The 21,501-nt window shown below is 68.8% G+C and carries 21 protein-coding genes; 7 read left to right on the forward strand and 14 right to left on the reverse strand.

Features of this window, described 5'->3' with window-relative positions; translation table 11 throughout:
- Nucleotides 1–49: 49 nt before the first annotated feature.
- The 6 genes from hisS to NDI79_RS07130 all read right to left on the reverse strand — a co-directional run bounded on the left by hisS (nt 50) and on the right by NDI79_RS07130 (nt 5,067).
- Nucleotides 50–1,345: a histidine--tRNA ligase gene (gene hisS, locus NDI79_RS07105; RefSeq protein WP_310927784.1), complete on the reverse strand. Its 1,296-nt coding sequence runs from the start codon at nt 1,343–1,345 to the stop codon at nt 50–52.
- Between the two features lie 90 nt (nt 1,346–1,435).
- Nucleotides 1,436–2,365 (reverse strand): EamA family transporter, encoded by a 930-nt coding sequence (locus NDI79_RS07110; protein ID WP_310927785.1) that lies wholly within the window; start codon nt 2,363–2,365, stop codon nt 1,436–1,438.
- Between the two features lie 55 nt (nt 2,366–2,420).
- Nucleotides 2,421–3,011 (reverse strand): DUF7411 family protein, encoded by a 591-nt coding sequence (locus tag NDI79_RS07115; RefSeq protein WP_310927786.1) that lies wholly within the window; start codon nt 3,009–3,011, stop codon nt 2,421–2,423.
- Nucleotides 3,012–3,016: 5 nt separating this feature from the next.
- Complete coding sequence (locus NDI79_RS07120) at nt 3,017–3,382, reverse strand: DNA-binding protein (protein WP_310927787.1); 366 nt, start codon at nt 3,380–3,382, stop codon at nt 3,017–3,019.
- A gap of 108 nt (nt 3,383–3,490) precedes the next feature.
- Entirely contained in the window at nt 3,491–3,946 is a 456-nt protein-coding gene (locus tag NDI79_RS07125) for a 30S ribosomal protein S19e (protein ID WP_310927788.1), read from the reverse strand.
- Nucleotides 3,947–4,032: 86 nt separating this feature from the next.
- A complete protein-coding gene (locus tag NDI79_RS07130; protein WP_310927789.1) occupies nt 4,033–5,067 on the reverse strand; it encodes a lysylphosphatidylglycerol synthase transmembrane domain-containing protein in 1,035 nt (344 codons plus the stop codon).
- A 120-nt stretch (nt 5,068–5,187) separates the two neighbouring features.
- Between NDI79_RS07130 and thiL the strand changes: the two genes are divergently transcribed.
- Nucleotides 5,188–6,066 (forward strand): thiamine-phosphate kinase, encoded by an 879-nt coding sequence (gene thiL / locus NDI79_RS07135; protein WP_310927790.1) that lies wholly within the window; start codon nt 5,188–5,190, stop codon nt 6,064–6,066.
- Nucleotides 6,067–6,075: 9 nt separating this feature from the next.
- Here thiL and NDI79_RS07140 read toward each other — a convergent pair whose 3' ends face one another.
- The 3 genes from NDI79_RS07140 to NDI79_RS07150 form a co-directional block, all read right to left on the reverse strand.
- On the reverse strand, nt 6,076–7,215 hold the full coding sequence (locus NDI79_RS07140) for a site-2 protease family protein (RefSeq protein ID WP_310927791.1): 1,140 nt from the start codon (nt 7,213–7,215) through the stop codon (nt 6,076–6,078).
- Between the two features lie 201 nt (nt 7,216–7,416).
- Complete coding sequence (locus tag NDI79_RS07145) at nt 7,417–7,674, reverse strand: DUF7123 family protein (RefSeq protein WP_310927792.1); 258 nt, start codon at nt 7,672–7,674, stop codon at nt 7,417–7,419.
- A gap of 317 nt (nt 7,675–7,991) precedes the next feature.
- Nucleotides 7,992–8,771 (reverse strand): molybdopterin synthase, encoded by a 780-nt coding sequence (locus tag NDI79_RS07150; protein ID WP_310927793.1) that lies wholly within the window; start codon nt 8,769–8,771, stop codon nt 7,992–7,994.
- A gap of 147 nt (nt 8,772–8,918) precedes the next feature.
- Between NDI79_RS07150 and pyrH the strand changes: the two genes are divergently transcribed.
- Nucleotides 8,919–9,638 (forward strand): UMP kinase, encoded by a 720-nt coding sequence (gene pyrH, locus NDI79_RS07155; RefSeq protein ID WP_310927794.1) that lies wholly within the window; start codon nt 8,919–8,921, stop codon nt 9,636–9,638.
- A 4-nt stretch (nt 9,639–9,642) separates the two neighbouring features.
- Nucleotides 9,643–11,328: a lysine--tRNA ligase gene (lysS, locus tag NDI79_RS07160; protein ID WP_310927795.1), complete on the forward strand. Its 1,686-nt coding sequence runs from the start codon at nt 9,643–9,645 to the stop codon at nt 11,326–11,328.
- A 16-nt stretch (nt 11,329–11,344) separates the two neighbouring features.
- Here the strand turns inward: lysS and NDI79_RS07165 are convergent, their stop codons facing one another.
- A complete protein-coding gene (locus tag NDI79_RS07165; RefSeq protein ID WP_310927796.1) occupies nt 11,345–11,881 on the reverse strand; it encodes an LURP-one-related/scramblase family protein in 537 nt (178 codons plus the stop codon).
- A gap of 173 nt (nt 11,882–12,054) precedes the next feature.
- Here NDI79_RS07165 and NDI79_RS07170 point away from each other — a divergent pair, with 173 nt between their 5' ends.
- Both NDI79_RS07170 and NDI79_RS07175 read left to right on the forward strand, forming a co-directional pair.
- Nucleotides 12,055–12,312, forward strand: coding sequence for a hypothetical protein (locus tag NDI79_RS07170; RefSeq protein ID WP_310927797.1), 258 nt, complete (start codon nt 12,055–12,057; stop codon nt 12,310–12,312).
- Nucleotides 12,313–12,357: 45 nt separating this feature from the next.
- Nucleotides 12,358–14,169: a site-2 protease family protein gene (locus NDI79_RS07175; RefSeq protein WP_310927798.1), complete on the forward strand. Its 1,812-nt coding sequence runs from the start codon at nt 12,358–12,360 to the stop codon at nt 14,167–14,169.
- A 25-nt stretch (nt 14,170–14,194) separates the two neighbouring features.
- Here the strand turns inward: NDI79_RS07175 and NDI79_RS07180 are convergent, their stop codons facing one another.
- Entirely contained in the window at nt 14,195–14,716 is a 522-nt protein-coding gene (locus NDI79_RS07180; protein WP_310927799.1) for a PadR family transcriptional regulator, read from the reverse strand.
- Nucleotides 14,717–14,860: 144 nt separating this feature from the next.
- Between NDI79_RS07180 and NDI79_RS07185 the strand changes: the two genes are divergently transcribed.
- The gene (locus NDI79_RS07185; RefSeq protein ID WP_310927800.1) at nt 14,861–16,429 is read left to right on the forward strand and encodes a heme-binding protein; all 1,569 of its coding nucleotides are present in this window, start codon (nt 14,861–14,863) and stop codon (nt 16,427–16,429) included.
- A 388-nt stretch (nt 16,430–16,817) separates the two neighbouring features.
- Here the strand turns inward: NDI79_RS07185 and NDI79_RS07190 are convergent, their stop codons facing one another.
- The 3 genes from NDI79_RS07190 to NDI79_RS07200 all read right to left on the reverse strand — a co-directional run bounded on the left by NDI79_RS07190 (nt 16,818) and on the right by NDI79_RS07200 (nt 18,948).
- Entirely contained in the window at nt 16,818–17,615 is a 798-nt protein-coding gene (locus NDI79_RS07190) for a GHMP family kinase ATP-binding protein (RefSeq protein WP_310927801.1), read from the reverse strand.
- A gap of 63 nt (nt 17,616–17,678) precedes the next feature.
- Entirely contained in the window at nt 17,679–17,867 is a 189-nt protein-coding gene (locus NDI79_RS07195; RefSeq protein WP_310927802.1) for a hypothetical protein, read from the reverse strand.
- Nucleotides 17,868–17,871: 4 nt separating this feature from the next.
- Nucleotides 17,872–18,948, reverse strand: a complete 1,077-nt coding sequence (locus NDI79_RS07200) for an aldo/keto reductase (RefSeq protein WP_310927803.1) — start codon at nt 18,946–18,948, stop codon at nt 17,872–17,874.
- Between the two features lie 333 nt (nt 18,949–19,281).
- Between NDI79_RS07200 and NDI79_RS07205 the strand changes: the two genes are divergently transcribed.
- Nucleotides 19,282–21,501, forward strand: a complete 2,220-nt coding sequence (locus NDI79_RS07205) for a GH32 C-terminal domain-containing protein (protein WP_310927804.1) — start codon at nt 19,282–19,284, stop codon at nt 21,499–21,501.

The raw sequence follows: 21,501 nt of genomic DNA on the forward strand, positions 1-21,501 counted from the left end.
TCCGCGGCCGACCGGCGTCCGACCGACGTCCCGCCGACCCCTCGCTCGACTACGCGAAGTCGTCGTACGTGGGGCGCTCTCTCTCTCCGGGGAAGTCGTCGACGGGCGCGGTCGTCTGCTCGCCCGACTCCATGTCCTTCACCGTCACCTCGTCGTTCTCCAGGTCCTGTTCGCCGACGATGACGACGGTTTCGGCGTTCACGGAGTCGGCGTAGCCCATCTGCGCGCCGAAACTCCGGCCCGCGACGTCCGTCTCGACGACGTTGCCGCCGTCGCGTAGGTCGCGGGCGACGCGGGAGGCGACGCCGCGCGTGTCGCCGACGGTGAGCACGTAGTAGTCGGTTCGAAGCTCCTCGTCGGGCCAGACGCCGGCGCGTTCGCAGAGCAGTTGCAGGGTCGCGTCGCCGAGGGCGACGCCGACGGCGGGCGTCGGTTGGCCGCCGAACTCCTCGATGAGGTCGTCGTAGCGGCCGCCGCCGAACGCGGCGCGCGAGACGTCGCCCGTGGAGTCGAAACACTCGAAGACGACGCCCGTGTAGTAGTCCAGTCCGCGAGCGGTCGTCAAGGACACCTCGCAGAACTCGCCCGCGCCGAAGTCCTCGGCGGCGGCGAGCACGTTTCGGAGGTTCTCGACGGCGTCGGCCACGTCCTCGCCGCCGAACTCGGCAATTTCGTCGAGGTCGCCCCCGGCGATGAGGTCGTCGAACTCCCGCGCTTGGTCGTAGGAGAGGCCGGCGTCCGACAGCAGACCGAGGTACTCCTCGTCCTCCACCTTCGCGCGCTTGTCGACGGCGCGGATGGCGTCCCTCGAATCGACCTCGGCGTCGAACGAGTCGAGGAGGCCGCCGAGGATGTCGCGGTGGGAGACGCGGAACTCGAAGTCCTCGCTCGTGAGACCGAGCGAGGTGAGGGCGTCGGCGGCGACGGCCAGCACCTCGGCGTCGGCCTCGGGTTCCGAGGAGCCGAACACGTCGACGTTGGTCTGGTAGAACTCGCGGAAGCGGCCCTGCTGGACCTGCTCGAAGCGCCAGAACGGGCGGGTGGAGACCCACTTGATGGGCTTCGAGAGCGCCTGCTGCTTGGCGACGACCATCCGGGCGACCGTCGGCGTCAGTTCGGGCGTCAGCGACACTTCTCGTCCGCCTTTATCCTCGAAGGCGTACAGTTCCTCGACGATTTCCTCGCCGCTCTTGTCGACGTACATCTGCGTCCGTTCGAGCGTCGGCGTCCCTATCTCGCGAAAACCGTAGCGCGCCGCGGCGTCCTCGACGGCGTCGAACGCCTCCCGTCGAGCGGACATCTCCTCGGGGTAGAAGTCGCGAAATCCCTTGAGTCGGTCGTACATGGGCGGCGATTCGGGGCTGTCGCGCTTGAAACTGTTGAACGCGGGCGCGAACGCGGACCCCGGCGCCGGCCGTCCGGCCGCGGACGACCGTCAGAACGGGAGCGCGGCCGCGACGTCGGCGAGGGAGCGGAAGCCGCCGCCGACGGCGATGAGGGAGACGCCCGCGACGGCCAGCACCGCCGCGACGAGTCGGATGCCGAAGTCGCGTTCGCGCAGGAGCACGCCCCCGAGCACCACGGCGACGATGGCCTGCGTGTTGATGATGGGCGAGGCGACGCTCGCGGGGACGAGCGCGAACGCCGTCGAGGTGACGTGCTCGCCCAGAGCGACCACGCCTCCGGCGGCGGCGAACCGCGGGAGCGCCCCGCGAACGCTCGTCCACCGCCGGAGGGCGACCGGGAGGACGGCTATCCCGGCGGTGACGAAGAGGACGGGTACCCAGACGGTCGTCGGGATGGCGAGTTCTTGGAGCGCGACGCGCTTTCCGACGTCGCTGGCGGCGTAGAGCGCGGCGCTGGCGAGGGCGAGTTGCGCCGGACGCGAGTGGACGGCCCGTCTGAGCGGGTCCGCGAGCGACCCGCCCCGGTAGTTGGCGACGTAGACCGCCAGCGTCGCCACGACGACGCCCACGATCTGGAGCGGTCCGAGAAACTGGTCCAAGAGGGCGATTTCGATGGGGAGGACGAAGGCCGGAACGAGCTTGTTGATCGGAGCGACGTAGGAGACGTCTCCCTCCGCGAGGGCGTCCAAGAACAGGACGAACGCGAGGCCGACGAGGGCGCCCGTCCCGAGGACGACGCCGACGCCGAAGAGACCCAGTTCGCCGGGCGTCGGCACCGACCCGACGTCGGTCCGCGTCGCGGTGACGGGCAGGTACCAGAGAACGGCGAAGGCGTTGACGACGACGGTGACGACGGGGCCGGGGTAGCCGCCGAAGTACCGCTTGAGGAGGAAGATGTACACGCCCCAGATGAAGGCGGCGACTACGGAGTAGACGATGCCAGGTTCGAGGACGACCATTACGAAGCCGGTCCCCCGCTCGACTCAAGAGTCGTTCGGCTTCCGTCTCGGCGGTTCACTTCAGCCCGCGGACGTAGGTCTGGTCGTGGTCGGGGAACACGTTCGAGACGGTCTCCTGTCCGTGTTCGTCGGCGATGAGCGCGCGGAGTTCGCCCTCGTAGTCGCCCTTCGATATCTCCTCGGAGGGGCCGCTCTCCACGTCGAGGGTGGCGTCGACGAGTCTATCGACGGCGCGCCGGCCGAACCCCGAGAGCGGGGCGAGGTAGTCCACGTCGTGTCGGTCTTCGAGGCTCTGCGCCTGCGCGCGCGAGACCGTCGGCACCCGGTCGTCGCGGCGCGTCCCGTCGGCGACGGCGACGACGTCCAACTCCGCGACGCGTTCGAGCGCGTGCTCGTGGACGCGTTGGATGCCGTTTCGAGGGTAGCCGTCCTCGACCATCCGCGCGGCGGCCTCCTCGGCCACCTCGCGGTCCAGTTCGACGGCGTCGAACGCGTAGCCGAGTCGGTCCGCGGCGTCCCGCGCGTGCATCCAGTCCTCGGTGACGCCGAACCGGGCGGTGACGAGCGTCACGTCGTAGAACGAATCGAGCAGGAGGGCGGCCAGCGTCGAATCCTTCCCGCCGCTGTAGAGGAGCGCGAGGTCCACGCCGCCTATCGCCGCCGGATGTTGAAGCTCTTCGAGTCCGGTTGGAGCTCCTTCAGCAGCCCCTTCATCTGCTCTTCGTCGATGCGGTCCTGGATGCGTCCGCTCTGCGCGAGGGCGGTGAGCTGCTGTTTCACCTTCTCGGCGAAGTCGGGTTTCGACATCTCGACCGCGTTCAGCCGCTGGCGGGCGTCGTCGGTGAGGTACTGTTTCAGGAGGGCGTCCTGCTGGGCTTCGGCCTGCTCGCGGGCCGCCTCCTGCGCGGCCTCGTTACCCTGCCCGCCTTGGCCCTGCCCGCCGGCCTGCTCCTGCAGTTCCTGCATCTTCTCCTCTCGAAGCTTCTCGAGCCGTTCGTCGTCTGGGTTCCCGCTCATACGTACGGATTCGCTCGCGTTTCTGAAAACGATTACGGACGAGACGCGGCGAGGCCGAGGCTCTCGGCCGCTGTGATTCGGAAAATCGGACGCTTCGACGCTCGGAAACTACGCGTAGCGTTCGAGTTCCGGCCGGTCGAGCGACTCGAACACGTCGGCGGCGGCGTTGTCGAGGAAGCTGCGTCCCTCGTCGGTGATGACGCGACCCTCGCCCTGCGCCGTGCGGATGAGACCCTCTTCTTCGAGCTGCTGGAGGATGGTTCGGATGATGTTCTTGCTACCGGTGTCGGCGTGTTTGCCCGAGACGACGTAGCGGTTCGAGCCGCGCTTGCGGCCGCCGTACTCCGTCGAGAGGCGGTCGACGCCGACGGGGCCGTTCATGGCCACCTTCCGGAGCAGCGACGCCGCGCGGACGTGCCAGAAGTCCTCCTGCTGGGGCGGGAGCTCCTTGGTCTGGCCCGCCTTCGCGTAGGCCATCCAGTCGGCTTCTTCGATGCGGTCTTCGAGGCGCTCGGCGACGTCCTCGATGAGAGCGTCGGCCGGAACGTCGTAGAGGGTTACCATCTTGGGTCGATATTCTGGATGGCGTCGTTTAAAGCCATCGTATCGCCGCTACGGCGGGTGTGGCACCGTCTCACGCCGGAGGCGTCTCACGAGGAGTTTCGGAGACTGACCCACCCCATCACGCCCCCGCCGAGCAGCGTCGGCACCCAGTACACCGCCCCGCGGAAGACGACGACGGCGGCCGCGGCGACGGACGTGGTGACGGCCGGCAACGGCGCGGCGAGCAGCAGGGCGATGAGGACGGTTTCGATGCCGCCCGCACCCCCGGGAAGGGGGGTCACGCCTGCGATGGCGCCGATGGGGACGACGAGCATCGCGACGGAAAGCGGGATGGGCGTCCCGACGGCGCGGAAGGCGAGCCACAGCCCCACCATCTGACAGAACCACCCGAACGTCGAGGCGCCGAGCGCCATCGCGAGTCCTCGCGGGTTCGTCGCGACGCGTTCGATGGCGCGGAAGAAGCCGTTGATGCGGCGTTCGATGCCCTCCTCGGTCGGAACCGGAACGCGCGGGACGTACTTCGCGACGGTCCGGACGACGGGCGTGAACGCGGAGACGACGCGGGATTCGAGCCCGTAGCGTCGCTGCCACGCGACGTAGGCGACGGCCGGTACCGTCACCGCGAGGACGACGACGACGACGAGGGCGAGAAGCAGGTTGCGGTTCGTCCCGAGCGTTATCTCGCTGGCGTAGTAGGCCGCGCCGACGAGGGCGATGGTGATGGAGGGGACGAAGTTGAGCGTGTCCACGCTGGCGATGGCCGCGAGGCTCGTCTCGTACTCGGCGTCGGCCGACCGCGAGATGAGGTAGGCGGTCACCGGTTCCCCGCCGGCCTGTCCGAACGGGGTGATGTTGTTCGAGAACATCGCCCCCGAGAAGACGAAGAAGGACTTCGGCAGCGAGAGTTCGACGCCGAGGACGCCGAGGACGGTCCGGAGCGCGAAGCTCCACGCCACCAGCCACGCCAGCGTCGCGGCGACGACGAGGGCGACGACGGAGTAGTCGGCCATCCGAAGCGTGCTGACCAACTCGTCGACGCCCGCGAAGTAGAACAGCAGCGCGAACACCGCGAACGCGCCGAGAAACCCGAGAATCGTGGCGCGAAGGTTCTCGCGAGCCATGTCCCGAACCTGGGGGGAGGACGCAATCAACCCATCGAAACCGCACGCCACCGTGCGAACGACTGGCGCACCGTCGCCGCCGACGGCGACGTTTTTGTCCGTCGACGCGGTGGTGCGCACATGGACGAACGCTCGGCGCTTCGACTCCTCGCGGCGGACCTCCCCGACGCGGGCGACGACGCCGCCGTCGTGGACGGACTGGTGGTGACCACCGACATGCTCCACGAGTCGACGGACTTCCCCGCGGGGACGACGCGCTACACCGCCGGGTGGCGCGCCGTCGCCGCCTCGCTCTCGGACGTGGCCGCGATGGGCGCCGACGCGACGGCCGCCGTCGCCGCCTACGGCGCGCCGTCGCTCGACGAGACGGAGTTACTGGAGTTCGTCGGCGGCGCTCGCGACGTCTGCGAATCGGTGGACGCCGCGTACGTCGGCGGCGACTTGGACACCCACGGCGAGTTCACCGTCGCCACCACCGCCCTCGGCGAGACTGACGCTCCCCTCCGCCGGTCCGGGGCGTCGCCGGGCGAAACGATCTGCGTCACGGGCGCCCTCGGGCGGAGCGCCGCCGCCCTCCGCGCGTTCGAGGCGGGCGACGACGAACGCGGGAACGACCTCTTCCGGTTCGACCCCCGCGTCGGCGCCGGCGTCGGCTTACGGCCACACGCGACGGCGATGATGGACTCCTCGGACGGCCTCGCCCGGTCGCTGCACCAACTCGCGGAGGCCTCGGACTGCGGGTTCGAAATCGAGTGGGACCGGCTCCCGGTTCACGACGCCGTGACCGAGTACGCGACGGACGGCGACGACGAACGCGCGATGGCCGCCACCTTCGGCGAGGACTTCGAACTCGTGTTCACGCTCCCCGCCGACGCCGTCGACGCCGCGAAAAACACGGTCTCGGTGCCGTTGACGGCTATCGGGGAGGTGACGGACGACGGCGTCGTGGCCGACGGCGACCCCCTCCCGGACGAGGGGTACACGCACGCGGACGACTGATTTCTCACCTCACAGCGTCGTTATCTCGATGGGCACGAGCAGGAAGCAGAGCGCGCCGAACGCGAACGTGAGGACGCCCAGCGCCATCCGCGGGGTGCCGATGGGCGAGTCGTCGACGGGGTTCGCCGGGCCGCGGTAGGCGATGGCGAGTGAGAGCAGCCCCCAGAACGCCCACAGGCCGACCGATTCGTTGAGGGTGTACTGGCGGACGTAGTGGAGGTAGGCGGCGAGGCCGAACAGGACGAGGGGGACGACGGCCGCGATTCGCTCCTGTGCCTCGCCGAACATCGCGCGGACGATGTGGCCGCCGTCGAGTTGGCCCACCGGCAGGAGGTTCAGGACGGTGAAGAACATCCCGACCCACCCGCCGATGACCACGGGGTGGACGGCCATCGTCGGGTCGGTGTACTCCGTCGGCCGGTTCAGCGCCGCGGCGATGAGGTCCAACAGCGGCGGGTTGTTGAAGACGATGACGCGTCCGCCCTCGCGCACCAGCGACTCGGGGACGCTCACCGGGGCCAGCGAGAGGCCGACGGCGGTGACGACGACGGTGGCGACCAGACCGGCGAGGGGGCCGGCGACGCCGATGTCGAACAGCGCCTTCCGGTCGGGCATCTGCCCGCGCATCTGGATGATGGCGCCCATCGTCCCGAACGGGAAGATGAACGGGACCAGATACGGCAGCGAGACGTCGACGCCGTGGTAGCGGCTGGCGACGTAGTGACCGAGTTCGTGCGTCGTCAGCACCCCGAGGACGGCGGCGGTGAACGGCCACGCTCGAAGGACGGCGAGGGGGTTCGCCCGTATCTCGGCGAACGGGACGTGGTACCACATGAGCGCCCCGACGAGCATCGTCGAGACGACGGTGGCGAGAAAGAGCGCGACGTTCTTCCACGGGACGCCGTCGACGCCGGGCGTCACGGGTCGGGCGACGACGACGTCCTCGCCGCCCGACGGCGCGTTCGTGACGTGTATCTCGTACCCCGCGTCCCGGAACGCCGGCCACACCTCTCGGACGAGCATACGCTCCGGCACCAGCGACTCGCCGTAGAAGAGGACGTGTTCGCCGTCGCGACGGGTCTCGCGGAGGGTAAAAACCGACCGGAGGGCCTCGACCGGCGGGCGTTCCTCCGAATCGCCAGGATCCATCGAAACGGAGTACGTCGCTCTCTCGTATAAACTTCGTGCCGGGGGAAATGCGGAGGAAATGGGTGACGGTCGGGGACCGTCGGGCGTCGACGACGGAGGCGTCGCCGGCGCCGAGTTCGAGCGCCATCCGGTTCGAGTTCGGGTCGGGCGGAGCGTCGACCGAGCGACAGTTGCTATCCGAGAGTTCGCAGAGCGGTGCGTCTACGCCGTCGGGGCGACGCGCCACGTCGTCGCACTCGTGTACGACCACTTCTCGATGGTGAGTTCCGTCGCGGAGTCGGTGAGTTTCACCATCAGCGCGCCGATCTCCTTCGGAGAGAGACCGACCTCGTCCGCGATGAACTTGGACTTGAAGTACATCTCGCCGTCCTGTGCCTTCTCTTGAAGGTACTGCTTCAGACGGTCTTCCTTCGAGAGTTCGTTCGCGGCGTCGTGGGAGGGGTTCGCGGTTGCGCTCATCTTTGTGTCACCTCACTTCTCCCTAAGCCGCCGGGGGAGAATATAAAGCGGTGAACGCTAGGGGTAATTCGCTCGATTTCAACCGTAAATCGTCGAAAACGGTGCGTTTATCGAAGGCACAGAAGCGCTTAGACCGTTCAAAAAGCCGTCTGACTCTTTATCGCACGTACGGCGCGTGAGATTCTGACCGCGGCCGAAATCCGGCCTCAGCCGGCAGATTCGGGCGATTCCCAGACAATACTTGCCTGTTCTCGTCCGGCGCGGAGTGCGGCGGGCGACGCGCGCCCGCCGTCCGTCGGACGCGTCCGCGCCCGCCGTCACCGGTCGTGGACCCAGAAGTCCTCCTCGACCGTGGTCTCCTTCTTGAAGATGGGCACCTCGTCTTTCAGGCGGTCGATGCCGTCTTCGACGGCGCGGAACGACTCGCCGCGGTGGCCCGCGAGGACGACGACGAAGACGATGTCCTCGCCGTCCCCGACGACGCCCGTCCGGTGGAACATCGCCACCTCGTAGACGCCGTCGCGGTCGGCTATCTCGGACTCGATGGCTCGCATCTTCTCCTCGGCGACGCCCTCGTACTTCTCGAACGTCAGCGCGGTCGTTCGCGCGTCGTCCTCGTCGTCCTTCGCGCGGACGCGTCCGGTGAACGTCGCGATGGCGCCGGCGCGGTCCGCGCGCGGCGACCGCTTGACCCGTTCGACGAGCGTCGACAGCGTGACGTGCGGTTCGCCCGCCTCGGCGGCGGCCACCGCCTCGTCGAGGTCGACCTCGTCCGCGTCGGACGCTTCGAGGACGACGTCCGCCGCGTCCGCGCCGCCGAGGGAGACGGTCGGGACGGCGGCCTCGGGGAACCCCGAGAGCAGCGCGTAGTCGTGCCGCGCCGACAGGTCGTCCAGCAGTCGTTCGAGGTCGGCGTCGGCGCCCGCGGCGCGCCACGAGTCGTCGCCGAGTTCGTACGTGGTTTCGACGCCGTCCGGGGTGGCCGAGTCGTCGTCGGCGTCTCCCGATTCGACCGTCGCCACGCGGCCGTCGAGACGGGGGGCGACCCGTTCGAGGAGCGACGCCGCCCCCGGTCCGACGGCTCCCAGCACGTGCATACTCGAAAGCGCGGAGAGCGACGTGCTTTACACTGTCGGCTCCGCTCCCGTCGGCTCCAGGGACTTACCACTCGCGGAACACCCGTCCGACCCGCCGACCGTCCCGGTTGACAACCCTTAAGCCCGGTTCGCGGCAACGACGGTCCAATGAGAGTCGTCGTTTCTATCGGAGGTAGCGTGCTCGCGCCGGACTTGGACGCTCGGCGCGTCGAGGGTCACGCCGAGGTCGTAGAGAGACTCGCCAGAGAGGGCGTCGAACTGGGTGCAGTCGTCGGCGGCGGCGGCGTCGCCCGCGACTACATCACCGCGGCGCGGAACCTCGGCGCCAACGAGGTGCAACTGGACCAGATCGGCATCGACGTGACGCGCATCAACGCGCGCCTGCTCATCGCCGCCCTCGGGCCGAAGGTGGACCCGAAGGTGGCGCACGACTACGAGGAGGCCGGCGACGCCATCCGCCGCGGCGACATCTCCGTGATGGGCGGCATCATGCCCGGCCAGACGACCGACGCCGTCGCCGCCGCCCTCGCGGAGTACGTCGACGCCGACCTGCTCGTCTACGCGACGAGCGCCGACGGCGTGTTCGACGCCGACCCGAGCACCGACGAGAACGCGACGCGCTACGACGAACTCTCCGCCTCCGAACTCGTCGACGTCATCGCGCCGCTGAGCCGCGACGCCGGCGCCTCGGCGCCCGTCGACCTCCTCGCCGCCAAACTCATCGAGCGCTCGCGGATGCGCACCATCGTCCTCGACGGGACGGACCCCGAGCGCATCGAACGGGCGGTGATGCGCGGCGACCACTCCGGAACCGACATCATCCCGGACGGCACCGACGACGAACCGAGCTACTGGGCGCAGCGATAGCGCGATGAGCGACGACTCCACTCACCACGGCGACGTCGACGCACCGGACGACGCCGGCGTCCCCGACGCGACGAGAGACGGCGAGAGCGACGAGCACCGCGCGTTCTGGGCCGACAGCGTCGCCGACGAGATAGAGGCGCGCGACCCGGAGGAGCCGATAGTCATCAAGGGCGGCGTCTCCCCCTCGGGCGTCGCTCACCTCGGCAACTTCAACGAGATCATGCGCGGCTACTTCGTCGCCGAGGTGCTCCGCGAACGCGGCCGCGAGGTCCGACAGGTGTTCACGAGCGACGACAAGGACCCGCTCCGAAAGCTCCCCCGAAAACTCGCGGATTCGGACGGCAACATCGTCGGCCTCGGCGACGTCGACGCCGGCGCCCTCGGGCGCAACCTCGGCAAGCCGTACACCGCCATCCCGGACCCCTTCGGGGAGGCCGACTCCTACGCCGCCCACTTCGCGGACCTGCTGAAGGCCGACGCCGACCGACTCGGCGTCCCCGTCGAGATGATATCCAACACCGAGTTGTACGCCGACGGAACCTTCGACCCCGTCGTCCGGCGCGTGCTCTCGGACGTCGAGAACGCCCGCGAGGTGCTGAGCGAGTACCAGCGGAAGGTCGACGAGGACTACGTTCCCTTCAATCCCGTCTGCGAGGAGTGTGGGAAGATAACCGAGACGGTCACGGAGATAGACCTCGACGCGGAGACGGTCGAGTACGTCTGCACGGACCTCACCGTCGGAGACGAGACCATCGACGGGTGCGGTCACGAGGGTACCGCCTCGTTCAGGGAGGGAAAACTCCCGTGGCGCTTCGAGTGGCCCGGCCAGTGGCAGGTGCTCGGCGTCGACTTCGAGCCCTTCGGCAAGGACCACGCCGAGGGGTCGTGGCCCTCGGGCGAGGACATCGCGCGCAACGTCCTCGGAATCGAGCCTCCCGTCCCGATGACCTACGAGTGGTTCACGCTGAACGGCGAGGCGCTCTCCTCCTCCGCGGGCAACATCGTCACCGTCCCGGAGATTCTGGAGATTCTGGAGCCCGAAGTCCTGCGGTACTTCTTCGCCCTGGACCCGCGGAAGGCGCGCAACCTCGACCTCTCCCGACTGGACCAACTGGTCGACGACTTCGACCGCTTCGAACGCGCGTACTTCGGCGACGTCGAGGACGAGACGCTCACCGCCTTTGCCGAACGCGCGTACCCGTTCGTGGTCGACGAGGTACGCGAGGACCGGGTGCGTCTCCCGTACACGTTCGCGGCCGTCCTCGGAATGACCGACGACCGGGAGGTGCGCGTCGAGATGGCGCGCAACGAGGGTCACTTCACCGAGGACACGCCCGAGTGGGCGATAGAAGAGGCGCTCGAACGCGTCGAGAAGGCGCGCGCGTGGGCCGAGCGGATGGACAATGCGTACAACTACCGCCTGCAGGTCGAACTGCCGGACGTCCACCTCGAATCGGACGTGGAGGCGGCGCTGGACGAACTCGCCGACTTCGTCGAGGCCGGCCACGGCGGCGAGGAGATTCAGGGGGAGATATACGAGACGGCCAAGCGGCGCGACCTGGAGGTGGGTGACCTGTTCGGCGCGGGCTACCGCCTGTTCTTCGACCAACCGCAGGGGCCGCGCCTCGGCGAGTTCCTCGGCGATTTGGACCGGACGTTCGTCGTGAAGCGACTCCGGCGCGAGGAGTAGCGGGCGTCGAAAACAGTCAGTTCTCCTCGATGGCGTCGATGACGACCATCCCGACGACGGCGAGTCGCGGGTCGAGGTCGCCCGTGACGTCTATCGAGTACGTATCCCGGAAGGAGAACGATTCGCTCACGTCGCCCAGTTTCTCCCCCGAGGGCGAGACGATGTCGTAGTTGAACGGGATGAGCGTCGTGAGGTGTCTGCGCGCCAGCGCCATCGTCGCGTTGTCCTCCGTGACCGTCGCGACGACGTCCCCGTCCGGTCCGAGCAGTTCGTACTCGTGTTTGAAGAAGGACATCACGCTCCGCCTGACCGACCCGATTCGCTCGCCCGTCTCCGAGTCGACGACGTCGTACGCCGAGGCGATGTCGAGGATGCTCCCGGCCTTCACGCGGAACCGCTCCTCGCCCGAGTCGGGGTCGGTAAAGCGGAAGTCCTCCTTCAGGCGGAACTTCTTCTGTGCGGACTCCAGAATCGCCTCGTCGCCCTCGTAGACGCGATACTTGTTTCCGAGCCGTAACTTCTGCCGCACCTCGTAGTGGTCGCCGTCGAACATTCGTTCGGACGAGTTCGTCGCTCTCAGGGATAGTGTTTCGGGGCCGACGACGCGGACGCGAACGCGGGCAGATTTATCACGGCCTCTCGCGTACGCTCTGACCTGTGCCGGGCGCTCGGACGGGGAGCGGACACTCGCTCTCGGTCCGCCCACCGGCGCGGAGGACGACACAGATGGCACTCATCGAACTCGACTTGGGGAGCGGACAGGGCGACGAAGACGGCGAGGACGCCGCCGAGACGCGACTCGACGGGGAGGGAACGGGGTCTTCGACCGGACGGCGACTGCTCGGCGGGGCGGTGGTCGTGGCTCTCGCCGCCGGCGCCGGGTACGTCGCGTACCGCCGGCGCGCGGCCCGCGACGAGTCGGGTTTCACGGAGATAGAATTCGACGACGAGGCGGCGGAGGCGGTCGAATCCAACGGCGAGTAGCGGACAACCCGAACGTCTTTCAGCGCTGACCCCCTTCTTCCGACGATGAATACCCTAGTGTGGGTTCTCCTCGGTATCCTGGCGTACTCCGCCGCCGCCCTCCTCCTGCGTCGGTACGGTCTGCTTCCCTCCTCGGTCAGTATCCAAGGCCCGTTCACGACCATACACACGAAGCGCGGGCGCGACTTCATCGACTGGATCGCCACGCCCAAGCGCTTCTGGCGGGCGTGGACGAACTTCGGCCTCGGCGTCACCCTCATCATCATGGTGGGGATGTTCCTCTTCTTGCTCCTGCAGGGGCTGTTCATCCTGCAGAACCCGCCGGCTCCTTCGGCCGTCAATCAGCCGCAGAACTTCCTCGTCATCCCCGGCGTCAACGACTTCCTCCCCCTGTCGGTCGCCCCCGAAATCGTGCTCGGCCTCCTCGTCGGACTCGTCGTCCACGAGGGGGGTCACGGTATCCTCTGCCGCGTCGAGGGCATCGACATCGAGTCGATGGGTCTCTTCCTGTTCACGCTTCTCCCCCTCGGCGCGTTCGTCCAACCCGACGAGGAGAGCCAGCGCAACGCCGACCGCGGCGGCAAGACGCGGATGTTCGCCGCGGGCGTGACGAACAACTTCGCGGTCACCATCGTCGCGTTCGCCCTCCTCTTCGGTCCCGTCATCGGCTCTATCGCCGTCGCGCCGGGGATGGCGGTGCAGGGCTCCTACGACGGGTCGTCCGCCGCCGCGGCGGGAATCGCACAGGGCGACCGCATCACGGGCGTCGGCGGGACGCCCGTGAGCAACGAGTCCTCGCTGGACGCGGCGCTCGCCGCGACGGACGAGCGAACTTTACAGGTCGAACTGAACGGCGGTGACAGCGCCGCGGACCGCGAGACGCGGACGGTATCCGTCCGGCGGTCGCTCATCGTCGCCGGGTCCGTCGCCGGCAACCCGGCGAACCTCTCGGTCGGCGAGGAGCCGATAACCGTCTCGCAGGTGAACGGCACGCCCGTCCACACGCAGTCGGGCTTCTCCGAGGCCGTCGGAGGGAGCAAGTTCGCCAGCCTCACCACCTCGCGCGGCACGGTCACCATCCCCATCGGCGCGTACGTCACGCAGGTGTCCGGGGACGGGCCGCTGGCGAACGCGGGCGCGCCGACGGACGGCAGCGTCATCGTCACCGCCATCGACGGCGAACGCGTGACCTCCTCGTCGGACTTAGATAGGGTTCTGGACGGGACGAGGCCCGGCGAGACGGTGCCCGTCGAACTCTACGACGACGGCGGCCTGTCGACGTACGAGGTGACGCTCGGTGAGAACCCCAACGACGGCGGCGGGTTCCTCGGCGTCGGCCTCTTCCCGGGGACGAGCGGACTGCTCCTCACCGACTTCGGCGTGCAGTCGTACCCCGCGGGCACCTACGTCGCCCTCCTCGGCGGCGACGGCGGCCCCGGCGCGTCGAGCGTCGCCGGCGCGCTCGCCTCCTCGCCGCTCAGCGCGGTGTACGTGGCGCTCATCCTGCCGCTCGCGTCGCTCGTCCTCGGCATCCCGAACTTCCCCGGCTTCACGGCCAGCGTCACCAACTTCTACTCGGTGACCGGACCGCTCGGCTTCCTCGGGTCGAACGTCTTCCTCCTCGCCAACGTCTGCTTCTGGATGGCGTGGATCAACCTCCAACTCGGGATGTTCAACTGCATCCCCGGCTACCCGCTCGACGGGGGACGCATCCTCAGAACCAGCGCCGAAGCCATCGTCTCGCGACTGCCCGTCTCCGAACCGTACACCGTCGTCCGCACCATCACCACGGGCGTCGGCGTCACGATGCTGCTGTCGCTGCTCTTGCTCGTGTTCGGGCCGACGATGCTGAACTAGACGAAAAGAGCCGCCGGGCGGGCGCTCAGTCCTCGAACTCGATTCCCTGCGCCTCGTAGAACTCCTCGGGCGTCTCGTCGATTCGCTCGAACGTCCCGAAGTCGCGTTCGTGGTGACGGATGAGCTGTTCGATAATCCACGAACTGAACGTCTCGTCGAAGCGCCACGCCCCCTCGGGCGCCTCCACCTCGAAGCGCTCGTCGGTGGCGAAGGCGACGTAGACGTGGTAGAACCCGAGGATGATGTCGGCGAACTCGCCGGCTTTTCCGCCCGACTCCCGGCGCTTCCCTTCGAGTTCCTCGCGGCCGGCGTCGGTGAGTTCGAAGTACTTCCGGTCGGACTCCTCCTCGCGTTCGACTCTGGCGGCCCACCCCTCCTCTTCGAACTTGTAGAGGATGGGGTACACCGAACCGTAAGAGGGCTCCCAGTGGCCGCCGCTGATGTCGTTTATCTCCTTCAGAATCTCGTAGCCGTACCGCGGCTTCTCCGCCAGGAGTTCGAGCACGAGGTACGAGATGAGTCCCTTCGGGGGGCCACTCTTCCGCATCGAGCGTCAGTTCCGGGGCGCTCTGTGAAAGGGTTTCGGTCACGAGTTAAATTTCCGCTTCGGTGTCAGGTCCCGGACGGGTACGGGCCTCACACGCCGGGCGGACTCGCAACTCCCATACGGGAGAAACCCCTAGCCTGAAACATGCCAGAGGCCCCACCGACGGACGAGGGTTGGTACGCCCTGCACGACTTCCGAACCGTGGACTGGGACGCGTGGCGCGACGCCCCCGGGCGAGAACGGGACCGCGCCGTGGGCGAGGGCGTCGAGTACCTCCGCGCGCACGAGGCCGTCGAGGACGCCGCCGAGGGCGACTCGGCCGTCTTCTCGGTGCTCGGTCACAAGGCGGACCTCCTCGTCGTCCACTTCCGGCCGACGCTGGACGACCTCTCGCGGGCGGAACGGCAGTTCGAGCGCACCGCCTTGGCGTCGTACACCGAGCAGACCGACTCCTACGTCTCGGTCACCGAGGTGTCGGGGTACGTCTCGCGGGAGTACTTCGAGGATGAGGACGCCGACATCGACGAGGGCCTCCGCCGCTACATCGAGGGGAAACTCACGCCCGAGATTCCGGAGGACCAGTACGTCTCGTTCTATCCGATGTCGAAGCGCCGCGGCGAGACGCACAACTGGTACGACCTCGCCTTCGAGAAGCGCGCGGAGATGATGTCCGAACACGGCGACACCGGACGAGACTACGCCGGGAAGATAAACCAGGTCATCGCCTCCTCCGTCGGCTTCGACGACTACGAGTGGGGCGTGACGCTGTTCGCCGAGGACCCCGCCGACATAAAGGACATCGTCTACGAGATGCGCTTCGACGAGGCGTCCTCGAAGTACGGCGAGTTCGGGCAGTTCTACGTCGGCCGCCGGTTCCCGCCCGCGGACCTCGGCGCCTACCTCGAAGGCGAGTCCGTCCCCACCGAGGGCGCGGGCGACTCCCCTCACGGGTCCCACCCGGAGGGCGAACCCGGCCACGGCCACGGGTCGGCCCACGGCCACGCCCACGGCGACGGCCCGCACGACGGCGGTCACGGCGGCGCGCACGGCGGCGGCGGCGGCCACGCCCACGGCGACGCGCCGCACGGCGAGTCGGCCGGCGAGGAGAGCGAGAGCGCCGACGCCGTCGACGACGGCATCCGCGGCGAACTGGAGGACCTGAACATCTACGCCGGCAAGCCGCACGGCGAGGACGTGTACGCGACGGTGCTGTACTCGGAGGCGGACACCGACGACCTGTTCGAGGAGGTGGAGGGCCTGCGCGGCAACTTCGACCACTACGGCACGCACGTCAAGACGGCGCTGTACGAGGCCCGCGACGGCGGCCGGACGGCCGTCGTCTCCATCTGGGACACGCAGTCGGCCGCCGAGACGGCCGCCGGGTTCCTCTCGGAACTCCCCGGCATCGTCTCCCGCGCGGGCGAGGAGTCCGGGTTCGGGACGATGGGGATGTTCTACACCGTCAAACCCGACTACAGGGACGATTTCGTCGAGAAGTTCGACACCGTCGGCGGCGTCCTCGCCGACACCGAGGGTCACCAGGACACCGACCTGATGGTGAACGTCGAGGACGAGAACGACATGTTCATCGCCAGTCAGTGGAGTTCCCGCGAGGACGCGATGGGCTTCTTCCGGTCTGACGCCTTCCGCGACACGGTTCAGTGGGGCCGCGACGTCCTCGCCGACCGACCGCGGCACGTCTTCCTCGCGTAATCGGCGTCGGACGCGGCTCTCGGACTCGTTTTCACGCGCGTTCTTACGACTCGCTGTACTTCCGAGAGCGTCGGGACCGCTCGCTCCTCGACGAGTGGGTCCGAATAGAAACGGGGTGCGGCGGGTGGCCGCCGCGGGGGGAACACTGGAGATGTTCGAGGTTCGAGCCGACCGCGCGGGAACGTGCCTACCGTCCGACCGGTGCCTACCACCGAGACGATGCCTACCGCCCGACCCATGCCTACCGCGGGCGGCGCCTACCGCTTGGTCGCTCGCGCCCCCGGTCCCGCAGGACCGGAAGGCGTACTCGGTACGAGGCGCGCTCCCGACTTAGCTATGGGTCGAATACGACGACCTGAATGGACCCATTAACCACCGTAACGGCCGATTACGTTCGCTCCAGGAGGCGTGCACCCTCGTTCGTGATGCGCGTCGCCTCGGGGAGGACGCCCTCGACGCCCGCCGCGAGAACCGTCTCGCCGACCATCGCCATCGTCGCGGCGCCGCCCGCCTCGGCGACCCGTCCCACCGCCTCTTCGACGGCGGGCGTCGGCAGACCCGTCCGCCGGGCGAACGCCCACGCCGTCCCGAACCACTCCTCCAACGGGTCCTCGGGGTCGAACATCGCGAGGGCGTCGGTCCCGGCGTCGGCGACCCGCGCCATCGACGCCTCGTCGCCGAGGACGGACTCGGTGGCGATGCCGCCCGTCGAGACGTACTCGATTCGGTCGTCCCGCTCGACGCGGTTCCGCCCGCCCCCGCCGCCGGCGTTCCACGCGAGACCCGCGCGGTCCTGCACGAACACGTCGCCGAGACCGGTGCCGGCGGCGACTTCCGCGCGGTGGGCGGCGCCGACGGCTTCCTCGCGCGAGAGGTCCAACTCGAAGGCGGCGTCGGCGGCGAGGGTCGTCGCCAGCGTGGCGGCGCCGCTGGCGCCGAACCCCCGTCCGACGGGAATCTCGGCGTCGAGTTCCACCGCCGCCGCGACGCCCAACGAGTCGAGGACGCCCTCGACCGGTTCGAAGTCGGTCGCCTCTCCGTCGAGTCGGACGGCCGTCTCGGCGGCCGGTTCGACCGTCGCGCGGACGCCGTCCGCCACGGCGAAACTGACGCCGAAGGAGCCTTCGCCGTCCTCTCGCGGGGCGAAGACGGTGGTGACGCTTCCCGGCGCGTAGGCTGTCGGCATGGGGTCGGAATCGAATGGAACGGTGGTAAGCGTGCCGTCGGCGGCGGATTCCGCTTCGACCGCCTACTCCGCGGCGCGCCGCGACAGCAGGTAGCCGACGACGCCGAACAGCCCCGTCAGGAGCGTCAGGCGGTCCCACGGGGCGGCGTCGACGCCGCGTCCGTCGGCGTCGCGCCGAATCCACGCCGCGAGGGCGACGTGGACGACGACGGTCAGGGCGACGAACGCCCTCGTCACTCGGCGTACGGTCACGGCGTCAGTCCGCGGAGTTCCGCGGTCCGGCGGAGGGCTGTTTGTCGATGCCGGCGGCGGCGATGTCGTCGCCGTCCACGGAGGAACGGAGCGAGTCCATCCCGTCCTCGCGGTCGATGCCGAAGTTGTCGGCGTACAGCTCTTTCACCCGACCGAGTTCGTCGTCGCTCAGTTTCGGCACGTCGGAGGCGGCGGCCCACTCCGTGATGTCCTCCTTCGTGTGGAACGTCGGCGTGACGCTCGCGACGGCGTCGTGGCTCAGGAGGAACGCGATGGCGGCCTGTCCCATCGTGCGCTCGCCGTCTCGCTCCAGGAAGCGCAGGGTCTCCAACTTCTCCCACCCCGTCTCGTACCACGCGTCGGGGCGGAAACCGCGGTGGTCGTCCAAGTCGTGGCCCGTCTCGGGCGTCACCTGCTCGTTCAGGAGGCCCGAGGAGTGCGGCACGCGCGGGACGAGACTGGTCGGAGAGCCGGTGCGTTCGATGGTCTCCAAGAAGTGCTCGCCGACGTCCTGTTCGAACACGTTCCAGACGAGTTGCAGGGAGTCGAACTCCTCCTCGATGGCCATGTCGCCCTCGGCCAACCAGCCGATGGAGGGGCCGAGCGCCCAACCGACGGCGTCGACGAGCCCCTCCTCTTTCAGTTCGTCCAGCGCCTCCAGCACGTCCGCGTCCACCTCGTCGACGTTCGCGTTGTGGAGTTGGAGCACCTCGACGTGGTCGACGCCGAGTCGGTCGAGGCTCTTCTCCGTCGCCGAGCGAACCCACTCGCCCGTCATCTCCTTCGGGAGTTCGCCGTGGCCCGCCTGCGGGTTGTTGTAGAAGTCGTAGCCTACCTTCGTCGCCAGCGTCACCTCGTCGCGGTACTCCGAGACGGCCTCGCCGACCATCTCCTCGCTCTCGCCGTGGCCGTACACGTCGCCGGTGTCGAAGTAGGTGATTCCCTCCTCGATGGCGTGGTGAATGAGGTCGATGGAGTCCTGCCTCGTCCGGTCGCCCCACCAGTCGGTCCCGACGACCCACGCGCCGAACCCGACTTCGCTCACTTCGACATCGGAGTCGCCCAGCGTCCGATAGTGCATGTTTCGGGCTTGGGTATCCGTACACTTAGCCCCACCTTTTTCTTCGTCGGGTGCGCTTCGCGCACCTCTCCTCGAAAAAGCTGTCTCGCCGAGCGGAGCGAGGTGAGGCTCGATAGGCGCGAAGCGCCTATCGGTGGACCGAAAAGTCCCGCGACTCGTTTCGCTCGTCACGGTACCGAGCGGTGCCGCTACCGCACGCGATTGCTCGAACTACTCGACGAGCGCACGCATCCAACGTCCGCGGGTGGACCGCGGGTTCTCTCCGTCTGGTGGTGATTCTCTTGGGTTACGAAACCACGAGTTAATATTTCGGCCCCTCGAAGGCCGATACCAATGGACGACCTGCCGGTCAGCGTCGCGTTCCTCTCCGCGACCGAGTCGACGGACGAACAGCGCGCCGCCCGCGAGTGGTGCGGCGGCGTCGCGGACGTGACGGACGTCTCCCTCCACGAACTCGCCGACGGAACCGCCTCGCTCGACGGCTACGACGCGGCGTGGTGGCACCGGGACGAACCCTTCGACGACGACGCCCGCGCGGCGGCCGACGACTGCGCCGACGCTATCTCGGCCTTTCTCGAAGCCGGGAACGGACTCCTCCTCACGCTCCGCGCTCTCCCGGCCGTCGCGTCGTTCGGTATCGACTCGGTCGCACCGGACGCCGTCGGCGTCGAGACGCCCGCCGATCCGAGCGGCCTTATAAAGAAGCGCGTGTACGACGACCACCCCCTGTTCGAGGGGTTTCCCCTGCGCGAACTCCACACCCAACCGGCCGAGGCGACCCGGCCGTACGCGCGGTACGAGACATCGCTCCCGAAGTCGGGGGACGTCATCGCCTCCACGATTCGCGGCGACGAGTTCCACGTCGCGCAGAAGGCGGCGTTCGCGTGGCGCGTCGGCGCGGGGGACGCCGACGGACAGAGTCCGTCGGCCCGCCGGACCGCGTCCGGAGACGCGTACGGAATCGGTTCCGAAGTCACCTTCCTCCCCGAGACGGACTTCGCGGCGGCCGAGGCGCAGCGACGCATCCTCCGCAACGCCCTCGCCCTCCTCGGCGGCGACCCGCGGCGGCGCCCGCGGGTCACCGACCGGCCCGACGACCCGGCCGGGTTCGCCGCGATGCGCGAGGAGGTGGCCGACGACCACCGCCGGCCGCGCTACCACCTTGCCGCGCCGGCCGGATGGCTGAACGACCCGAACGGAATCATCGAACACGAGGGCACCTACCACGTCTTCTACCAGTACAACCCCGGCGGGCCGTTCCACGGCACCATCCACTGGGGGCACGCGGCGAGCGAGGACCTCGTGCACTGGGAGGACCGCCCCGTCGCCCTCGCGCCGGACCCGGACGGCCCGGACCGCGACGGCGTCTGGTCGGGGTGCGCCGTCCTCGATACGGACGGAACGCCGACGCTCGTCTACACCGGCGGCCGCGGCCGCGACCAACTCCCCTGTCTGGCGACGACGGACGACCCGTCGCTCGACACGTGGGAGAAACACGGCGACAACCCCGTCATCTCCGCTCCCGGCGACCACGTCGACCTCGACCTCCTGGAGACCGAGGACTGGCGCGCGGAGTTCCGCGACCACAACGTCTGGCGCGAGGGCGAGACGTGGTACCACCTCGTCGGCGCGGGCGTCGCCGACACCGGCGGGGCGGCGCTCCTCTACCGGGGGGAGAGCCTGCGCGAGTGGGAGTACGTCGGTCCACTCCTCGTCGGCGACTGGGAGGGCCACGGCGTCGTCTGGGAGTGCCCCGAACTGCTGGACTTCGGCGGGAAACAGGTGCTGCACGTCTCGAACTACAGCCACGTGGAGTACTTCCTCGGGGAGGCGAATCTGGACGACCCGAGTTTCGACGTGGAGCGCCGCGAGCGACTCGACTACGGGGATTACTACGCGCCGCAGTCGACGCGGGCCGAGGACGGCCGCGTCCTGACGTGGGCGTGGGTGCCCGAGGCGCGCGACGCGGAGGCGCAGTGGCACGCCGGGTGGTCGGGGATGCTGACGATACCCCGCGAGCTATCGGTCGAGGGCGGCGAACTCCGCCAGCGACCCGCGCGGGAACTCGAATCGCTCCGCGGGCGCGACGCTCTCGTCGAAGGGGACGTCTCACTCGCCGCCGGCGAGTCGCGCGTCCTCGACCTGACGGGCAACGCCTACGAACTCGGGTTCGACGCGCGCGTCGAAGACGGGGGGACCGGAACGCTCGAACTCGGCCTGTTCGAGTCGCCCGCGGGCAACGAGCGAACGGTCGTGCGCTACGACGGCGAGGCGGTGACGGTGGACCGGACGGACAGCGCACTCGACGGCGTCCCAAACGCCGACGAGCAGTCGATGCCCGTCGACGGCGACGCTCTGTCGCTGCGGGCGTTCGTCGACGGATCTATCCTCGAACTGTACGCGAACGAGCGTCGCTGCCTGACGAGTCGGGTCTACCCCACCCGCGCGGACGCCGAGGGCGTCTCGATACGGGCCGTCGGCGGCAGCGTCGAACTGGCCTCGACGCGCGCGTGGGAACTCGACGCGGCGTTCCCGGCGCGTTCGCGCGAGTGA

Origin of the sequence: Halogeometricum sp. S3BR5-2, from assembly GCF_031624635.1 — an archaeon.
GTDB lineage: Archaea > Halobacteriota > Halobacteria > Halobacteriales > Haloferacaceae > Halogeometricum > Halogeometricum luteum.